At 44.1% G+C, this 8724-nt stretch carries 6 protein-coding genes and 1 tRNA gene; 2 read left to right on the plus strand and 5 right to left on the minus strand.

Annotated elements, in window-relative coordinates:
* Window positions 1–230: 230 nt before the first annotated feature.
* The 4 genes from ACTIE0_RS21075 to ACTIE0_RS21090 all read right to left on the minus strand — a co-directional run bounded on the left by ACTIE0_RS21075 (window position 231) and on the right by ACTIE0_RS21090 (window position 3838).
* Entirely contained in the window at window positions 231–1103 is an 873-nt protein-coding gene (locus tag ACTIE0_RS21075) for an S-methyl-5'-thioadenosine phosphorylase (RefSeq protein ID WP_006669260.1), read from the minus strand.
* 219 nt (window positions 1104–1322) lie between these two features.
* A complete protein-coding gene (locus tag ACTIE0_RS21080) occupies window positions 1323–2333 on the minus strand; it encodes an aspartyl protease family protein (protein ID WP_006669261.1) in 1011 nt (336 codons plus the stop codon).
* 55 nt (window positions 2334–2388) lie between these two features.
* Entirely contained in the window at window positions 2389–3153 is a 765-nt protein-coding gene (locus ACTIE0_RS21085; protein WP_006626134.1) for a YebC/PmpR family DNA-binding transcriptional regulator, read from the minus strand.
* Window positions 3154–3193: 40 nt separating this feature from the next.
* On the minus strand, window positions 3194–3838 hold the full coding sequence (locus ACTIE0_RS21090) for a histidine phosphatase family protein (RefSeq protein WP_035760232.1): 645 nt from the start codon (window positions 3836–3838) through the stop codon (window positions 3194–3196).
* Window positions 3839–4014: 176 nt separating this feature from the next.
* Here ACTIE0_RS21090 and ACTIE0_RS21095 point away from each other — a divergent pair, with 176 nt between their 5' ends.
* Window positions 4015–5640, plus strand: a complete 1626-nt coding sequence (locus ACTIE0_RS21095) for a mechanosensitive ion channel family protein (protein ID WP_006626136.1) — start codon at window positions 4015–4017, stop codon at window positions 5638–5640.
* 201 nt (window positions 5641–5841) lie between these two features.
* Window positions 5842–5913 (plus strand) — tRNA-Gly (locus tag ACTIE0_RS21100).
* A gap of 19 nt (window positions 5914–5932) precedes the next feature.
* On the opposite strand, the gene ACTIE0_RS21105 is transcribed toward ACTIE0_RS21100, so the two are convergent.
* Window positions 5933–8377 carry a CHAT domain-containing protein gene (locus ACTIE0_RS21105; protein ID WP_006626137.1) on the minus strand — a complete coding sequence of 815 codons (2445 nt, stop codon included), beginning with the start codon at window positions 8375–8377 and terminating at the stop codon, window positions 5933–5935.
* Between the last annotated feature and the right edge of the window lie 347 nt (window positions 8378–8724).

Raw genomic sequence — 8724 nt, forward strand, 5'->3', positions numbered from 1 at the left:
TTGGATAGTTGACCCCCAAACTCAAACCATCCTAGTTTTAGAAATCACCGAAACTGGCTACACAGAAATCGGAGTTTTTGCGGGAGATAATTTAATCATATCACCCCAATTTAGACACATTGATTTAACAGCATCTCAAGTGTTTAATCCCGGTTCTTAATTAACCATAGGTAAGTCCTGGCGGGGCTAAAAACCTGTTAATAATTTAGCCCCAAGCTACTCAGGATAACTTAAAGATACTTTTTCAACAGTAACTGAAGCTGTTGTTTTCGAGGTTGTGGTACTTTTGCTAAAGGAGTAAGAATGGCATATTTTAAGGCAGAATGTGCCTCGGACTCTGGCATATTTTGAGAGAGTCGTTTAACGGTTTCCTGAATTACTTTTTGGGCATTAACTGCATTATGCTTGAGGTTATCAATCACTAAATCAACGGTTACATGATCATGGTCGGGATGCCAACAATCATAGTCAGTTACTAAGGCTAATGTAGCATAGGCTATTTCAGCTTCCCGTGCGAGTTTGGCTTCTGTTAAATTAGTCATACCAATTACAGTCCCCCCCCAAGTTCGATACAAATTAGACTCAGCTTGGGTGGAAAAAGCGGGTCCTTCCATACAAATATAAGTTCCGCCTCTGTGTAGGGTTACTTCTGGGAAATTCAAAGCGGATATCGCATCACCGACAACAGCAGCCAACTGGTTACAAACCGGATGACCAAAACCAATATGGGCGACAATTCCATCCCCAAAAAAAGTCGAAATTCTGTTTTTTGTCCTGTCAATAAATTGGTCAGGAATTACCATATCTAAAGGCTTAACCTCAGCTTTCAGAGAACCGACAGCGGAGGCGGAAATAATATATTCGACTCCCAAACTTTTCATGGCGTAAATATTCGCCCGATAAGGTAACTCACTGGGAAGAAGTTTATGATCTCGTCCATGACGCGCCAGAAAAGCTACCCTCATCCCTTCTAAGGTTCCTAAAATAACCAGATCAGAGGGAGACCCAAAGGGTGTCTCAACTAGGACTTCTTCTAAGTCGGTGAGGGCTTCCATTTGATAAAGACCACTGCCGCCAATAATGCCAATTTTCGCCTGGGTCATAATTGCATTCCCTATTGATGATATTACTCAAGATATTGTAGCGGAACTTGTTTAAGATTATCTGAAACTTGCCAATTTTGGGGGAGTCCTATCGCCACCAACTCTTAACAATTAATAATCAGAGGTTTGCTGATTACACCAACTTGCGATATAATACTATTAGTCTCTCTCGGTGATTAGAAAATCATTAAAACCATGGCTATAGCAGCTTGATTTAACCTATCTATAGGGATTTAATAGTAAACTACCGCCCCATTCTGATGATGTCGATCGCCTATCAAACCGCCAATATTGTTGATAATTGTTAAAAAAAGTTGGTCCCAAAATTCCATCAACTTCTAACATATCCAAAACGGAGGGAGAGGACAAAATAACGGCTTCTAAATTGGTCAGTTTATGGGTTCCTAATTCCACCGTGGTGAGGGTTGATAGGGTCGCCGCCTCTAACCCACAAAATCCCAAAACCTGGACAGGACTACGGGATGCTGGATCGATTTCCAAGCGATCGGCTAAATCTTCGGAAATAAAGATAGTATCAGCCCCGGTATCCAACATAAAAGTAAACGACCCCCGATCAGCGATCGCCACCTCTGCTAACATGACCCCCAAACGACTTTTTAAAGGTATCGCCGTCGCCGATAAATGTGGGGGAAGAGGAGAGGGTGACAAAAGCTGAAGCTGTCTAGTTTCAGGATTTACGATCAGATCAAATTCCGCCAAAACATCCATTCCCAACACCCCAGATAAGCCATCAGGAATTGTCTTATTAGCAAATTCCAAAACCTGTAAATCCATCACCTGTGCTTCCCCCATTTTCAGAGTAGGAAGACGATGTAAAGTTGCATCCATCTCTGGACAATCATCACCCGCTACTGCTGACTTAACGCGATCGCCTGAAATTTCCTCTCCCACCAATCCCAAATCGGCGACTAAGGGACTTCCCACCATAGTAGTAGAAGCGCCCGTATCAAACAAAAAGCCCCCCCTACTTTCCCCGATTTCCACATCAACCGCAAACACCTGACTACCCTCAATCGGATGCAGAGAAACCTGGCTTTCTCCCGTAGTTTGAGGACGGGGTAAATTCAGCCCTTCCAACTGGACGATCGCCCTTAAATCCCACCCAGATTTTAACGACGGGAACACCGCCCCCACCGCCCCCACCGCCACAGTAGCAGTAGTTAAACCCACTATACATATTACCCCCAAACCATCCCATAATTTACCCATTTACCATCTCACCCAACCTTTTTTTAGCAACTTATTCTTACTTAATTATTGCCGATTAAGCACCATAAAGCATCTCATAGCAACTATCAGACATCTCAAAATTAGCCGTCACATTTTGCACATCATCCAAATCATCCAAAGCATTCATTAACTTCATGAGCGATCGGGCTTTTTCCACATCATCAATCTCCACAATATTGCTAGGAATCCAACGCAATTCGGCTTCCACCACCCGAAACCCAAAATCATCTAAAACCTGATTCAAATGTTCCAAATTTTCCACCACTGTAAACACTTCCACCCCATCAGTATCATCAACAGGAGTCAACTCGTAGGACTCAGCCTCCCCTTCCACAGAAGCCTCTAACAACTTCTCCTCATCAATAGGACCCGCCAAAGTTACAACCCCCTTTTGTTCAAACATCCAACTCACACAACCCGTTTCCCCCAGGTTTCCCCCATTCTTAGTAAAAGCCGATCGCAGATCCGCCGCCGTCCGGTTCCGGTTATCCGTTAATCCCTCAATTAAAACCGCCACGCCACCGATACCATAACCCTCATATCGGATAGACTCCAACTGCGACCCCTCCGAAAAAGTCCCGGAGCCTTTAGCGATCGCCCTTTCGATATTTTCATTAGGAATACCTGCCGCTTTCGCCTTCTCAATAGCTGTTCTTAACTGAAAATTTCCCCCCGGATCAGCACCTTGTCGCGCCGCCACAATAATTTCCCGAGAAATTTTCGTAAAAACCTTACCTTTAACCGCATCAACCCTAGCTTTCTGGCGTTTAATATTCGCCCATTTACTGTGTCCAGCCATACCTAATCAACAATTTTTGCAAATCTCAAAAAACTCAGTATTAATGAAAACGGATCTCCTCTTCAGTGTCACTAAGATGGGAAGTATCCCCATTAAGTTCCATCACCCATTCTCCTTGTTTATGCACTAATTTAACCAAACAGCATAAACTCGCATGAATATCCGTTTCCTGTAGGGTAGGAATTAGCCCCATTGCGGTCCCTAAAACTGACGCACCATGTCCTATTAATAATAAGTTATCATCTGGATAAGCCGCCATCAGACGCTGTACCACCTCTTTAGTACGCATCAAACATTCCTCCCAAGTTTCTGGATACTTCGGTGTTCCCATGGGGTAAGTGGTATCAATGCGCGGAAATTTAGCCCTCAGAGTTTCCAGCGGGAGAATTTCCGGGCTTTCCTTCATCCATTCAGGATTTAGCCATTCTCCCAGTCCCCAATCTAATTTGATAGGTAGGTCTAGGGTTTTGGCGCACGCCTCCGTAGTTTGAACCGTCCGCAGAAATGGCGATGAGAAAATTTGGGTGATTCCTTCCCCCACCAGTCGTCTAGCTAATTGTTTAGCCTGAACCAAGCCGTCCGGGGACAGATGAGGGTCATAACGACGTTCTGCGGTATTAAACCATTCAGGATTGACAAAATCAATCCGGTTTCCGTGTCTAGCGATCCAAACGGTTTGAGTCATGATTAGGGTAGTAATGTCAAAAAAACTTACCCTATCATACCGATTTTCGGCCACCTGACAACCTTAGCCAACTTAGTGGCGATCGTAAACTAGCCACCGGATTTGAAAATTAGCGCTAATATTTACTACAGGGTTTCCCTATTCCTACCTAGTTTAATAAAAATCCTATAACAGCCGTGCTACATCGCTCTTTCACTCGTAAAGCCACTTATACATTAGCTTTCTTTATCGGTTTCATAATCGCGGTATTACTCGCTATTTTTTCCGCACATCCAGCCCATAGCCAAGATAGGTTTGGTATGAATTTAGACTCTCAAACCGCTCCCGTCATCCTCGATGGGCGACTCATACTCAAAGTTAGTAATGCTGAAGGATATCCGGCGCAGTTTCGGGCTAATCTCATTGAATCCAAAATTCTAGAAGCTGCTCGTTCACCTATCCCCATAGAAGTCACACTTAGGACTAATGATATTTTACCAACTCTTTGGCTAAATGATGGATATTTATTGACTGTTACCGAACGAGATACCGACGCGGGTAATCATGTTCTCGAACAAGCACAAATCTGGCAACGTCAAATTCAGTTGGCTATTAATCGCGGTCAAAGAGAGCGCACTAGCGAGTTTATGAGAAGCGCCTTATTACGTTCATTAACAATTTTATTATTAGCCATATTTATTCATTGGATTTTAGGCAAAATTTGGAAATATTATTTCCGCTCAATTTTATCATCTTTTTTGCCCCAATCTCAATTATCCCCAGAAGACCAAAAAAAGTATCATCATAGTCTCGAAATATTTATTAACTTGACTCTCGGTAGTGTCAGATTCGGCTTATGGCTGGCTATTATTATTTATATAGCCAATCAATTCCCCATAACTAGACAATGGAGTTATCAAATTCGGGGAACTCTCCTGGCTACCTTGACTTCCGATATTATTAACCTAGACAATAAATCTTACTCCATCCCTGATCTGTTGGTTTTATTACTCCTATTATGGGCATTAGTTTTGGGCGCAAAATTATTGGCTGATGTTCTGCGATCGCGTATTTTAGAAGCCACCGGAATTGGTCGAGGCGCTCAGGAAGTCATCGCCGTCATAGTTAAATATTCCTTAATCTCTATTGGTACTATTGTTCTCCTCCAAGTTTGGGGTTTAAACCTTAGTTCTCTCACCATCCTAGCTAGTGCATTCGGTGTCGGGATTGGTTTTGGGTTCCAGGATATCGCCAAAAATTTCGGTAGTGGTTTAGTCTTATTATTCGAGCGACCAATTCAAATTGGAGACTTTATTGAAGTCGGAGAATATCAAGGAACCGTTGAAAGGGTCGGCGCTCGTAGTACCGTCATTAAAACCTTAGATAGAGTGTCTATTATTGTTCCTAACTCCCGATTTTTAGAATCCGAATTAATTAACTGGGATCATGATAACTCCCTCTCCGGTTTACGACTTCCCCTTAGGGTCGCTTACGGTTCCGATGTAGAATTGGTGCGAAAAAGCCTCCTAGATGTCGCCCAAGCAAATTCTGATGTATTAACCATTCCTTCCCCCCAAGTTTTATTTAAAGGTTTTGGCGACAGCTCCCTAAATTTTGAACTGCGGGTTTGGACTCGCTATCCCAACCGCCAAGTTATCATTAAAAGCGATTTATACTATCAAATTGACGCGTTCTTCCGACAACGCCATATTGAAATTCCCTTTCCTCAGCGGGATCTACATATTCGAGGTCAGGTTCCCCTCGAGTTATCCCCAGAGTTGGAAGCATTTATCAAAAAAATCCTAGGGACCAAAAACCAATAGTCATATCAAATCCCCTTCAGATCACCCCCCACCAGGAGTTGATGTATATATGTTCCCATTCCCAACCACCAGACCACCAGACTCAGCCACCGGGTCTCATCCTTAGTCCCTTCTAGTCCCTTGAAGATTCCTCAAATTTTTTCCCAAACAATCTTGACAAACTCAAATTTTTATGACAGTATAGTTAGAGTCAATTCAAATGCGGGTATAGCTCAGTGGTAGAGCGTCACCTTGCCAAGGTGAATGTCGCGCGTTCGAATCGCGTTACCCGCTTTCAAACACCATAACCGAACTACATCCGTAGCAGTAGTTCCCAGTCTCGTATCGTGTCTGTTGACCACAGCCATTTGGACCCTAGGGCATGAGGTTTAAACGCTTCCGGTGCTTCTGAAAGCACCTTATCTCTAAATTTACGCGCCTTACTCCACTCTATCGCCTGTTGATCAGCAGTTAGGGACTCAGCCGATTTCATTAATACCAATCCCAAACCTGCATAGGCATTTAACACATCCATATTCTCCAGCGTTGAACCATCCACATGATCTAAGCTATCCCTGTCTTCGCCCACGTCTGTCTCCTTAGTGCGAACATCCCCCCCAGTCAAAGCCCATGTTCCCTTATTCACTGATGCTAATTGATCGTTAAAAGAACTTCCCTCCCAGCTGAAAATCGGCTCTGCTAACTCCAAACTACGATACCAAGTTTGATAAGCCCGTCGTAAATCACCCGACCTATAGTAAGCAAATCCTAACGCTGTGTTATATTCCCGGGAATTTGGCTCCCCATCAACTGCTCTCACCCAAAATCGGCGCACATCATCCAGACTATAATTAGCACTACCCCTCTCAATAGATTGCCAGGCTAAACGTCCCTGTAAAAAATTGATAGCAGGTTCGTCTTCATACCGAAACGGAACTGCAGACAAAGCTGCACGAGCTTCAGCTAGCGCCCCACGATTTAATAACTCTTCCGTAGCCTGCACCCCTGCTTCCAAATTAGCCCGATCAAACTGTTCGATCGCAATTCCTGAAACTTTGTCAGTCGTAGCATCTTCCAAAGCTGTTGCTAACCTTTCTGAAGAATTGATATTATTGCTGATTGTTTGATTAACCCTTAAAGGATAGCCCAACATATCATTAATGCGATCGCGGAAAATCCACACCCCGAAACTGATCGGTAATAAAATCATCACCAGCAGCAGTCCTAACACACCACTGAGCTGGCGTTGGGCACCTCTGGGACTATCAGACTCCTGAACCCGCCTTTGATCATCCCTTGGGTCTCCATCATAGCTTTGGGGCAGTCTCTGGGAACCAGAACCACTATTTTGATGATTAACACCAACTATTCCAGGTGTCATAAGTTGTTGGAGAGTATCCCCAATAAATCCCAAATCTTCCCCATTCGCTTCTAAGTCTAAAGTCTCATCAAAACTCTCATCATCCAGCAAGTCCTCAGTGTCTGCTAATTCCCAAAGGTTTGTATAGTTAGCCTCAGACAGATCTGGACTACTCCCTTTTATATCCTCCCGGTAGTTACCTGAATCAGCCCTAGGATTTGGTGTTAAGATGCCATCAAACTCATGGTGTAAGTACAATACAGGTAATGCCCAATATATTTGATTGGAACCATAGGCAGAAATTAGCCCCTGTCTAGCCCGACTTAAACTTAAATCTATTGGTAATCCTTGATTGAGTTGGCGGTACAACAGGCGCGTTAGCGTCAAAGCTACCTCATCAGGAATGCGTTCAGCCATCGCCAACACCCCGGGAACTCCTCGCCGCACTAATGCTTCTGCCAGGTTAAGTTCTGCTGTATCATTAGCATCCGCCAGGGGATTATTATAAGCACCTCTACAGGAGTTTAATACCGCTAGAAGTACCCCATTATTTACCAGCAGTCCCGCTAAATCATCCCCACTGATAGTTTCACTTAATCCTGTACGACCGTTGACCAAATATAAAGCGCCACCCGTCGAGGTATAGCTGCTGTGTCCAGCATAATGAAATATCTGATATTGACCCTGTTCTAAGGCTTGGGTGATTTTCTGACGATCAGGCTGTTCTAATATCGTAATCTCAATGGCACTATGGTATCCTCCATTATCACTCAATTCCGGCTGTAGTTCCTCTTTCAGATGTAGGGCCTCTTGTTTGAGTTGTAAACTATTTAGGTCATTGGGGGCGGCGATCGCCATTAAAATTCTTAAAGGTTGGTTAGGTTTCCCAGAATGTCTGGGTAGACGTAGTCGGCTTTCTGGTTGGTAGCGAGAAAAAAAGACATCACATCCCGTAGCCAGTGGTCTTCCCCCTTCGTGGAGGACTTCCCAGGGTAGGCTATTGAGCCGTTTTCCTTTCAAACCTAAGCGCAGCTGTAAAGGTTTTTGTCGATTACAGGCGATCGCTTGGGCGCTGGCCCAACTGTCCCGCAGCCTCCCCTGGAAGAGACTGTTATAAAGTTCTTGACCCAGTTCTACTAAACTCAAAGACCGCGACCCATTTGCCAAAACTATCCCGCCCTTAGCATCTCCCCGCATAGCTAATGATGAACCCTCCAGCACTTCCAATAGAGGATCTTTCATTAAATAACGCGTATATTGTAGCCATTCTTCCACTGGCCACTTCACCTGTTCTTCCGCCAACGGGACACCGGATGGCACTTTCGGTGTTCTTTCCGTCCGTACCAAATATTCATCATCCCCCACTGGGGTAACAGAAATCAGAAACTCCTGGGTCATTGGTCTCCGTCTCAGAGTTAGGTCAGTTCGAGAGCGTTTTTAACTTCACTTAAATATATATCCCCTCCATTTTACAACGGGGATCCGGGGATTAGTCAGTCATCGCCTACTTAGTAATGACTTCAACAACTAACGATTTGCTCCCGAATTTCTCGAATTGAACACCTATCACCCCTCCAACCAAGATCTGCCTCTCCATATATATAGTCGCAATATATAGTCGCAGTGACCATATAGCAGTGATCTGGCAGTGAGCGATCGTTTATCAATTCTGCTCTATAAAACTTAAACAAAACCGGACATAGCCGGATATTGATGTTTATTTCTGGCTTCGTCCGGGACTGTCG

Origin of the sequence: Limnospira sp. (genome assembly GCF_051859755.1) — a bacterium.
GTDB lineage: Bacteria > Cyanobacteriota > Cyanobacteriia > Cyanobacteriales > Microcoleaceae > Limnospira > Limnospira fusiformis.

Bases quoted from the DNA above. Each gene is read 5' to 3' on its own strand.
- ACTIE0_RS21075 (WP_006669260.1), bottom strand. From the start codon at position 1,103: ATGACCCAGGCGAAAATTGGCATTATTGGCGGCAGTGGTCTTTATCAA.
- ACTIE0_RS21085 (WP_006626134.1), bottom strand. From the start codon at position 3,153: ATGGCTGGACACAGTAAATGGGCGAATATTAAACGCCAGAAAGCTAGG.
- ACTIE0_RS21090 (WP_035760232.1), bottom strand. From the start codon at position 3,838: ATGACTCAAACCGTTTGGATCGCTAGACACGGAAACCGGATTGATTTT.
- ACTIE0_RS21105 (WP_006626137.1), bottom strand. From the start codon at position 8,377: ATGACCCAGGAGTTTCTGATTTCTGTTACCCCAGTGGGGGATGATGAA.
- ACTIE0_RS21080 (WP_006669261.1), bottom strand. From the start codon at position 2,333: ATGGGTAAATTATGGGATGGTTTGGGGGTAATATGTATAGTGGGTTTA.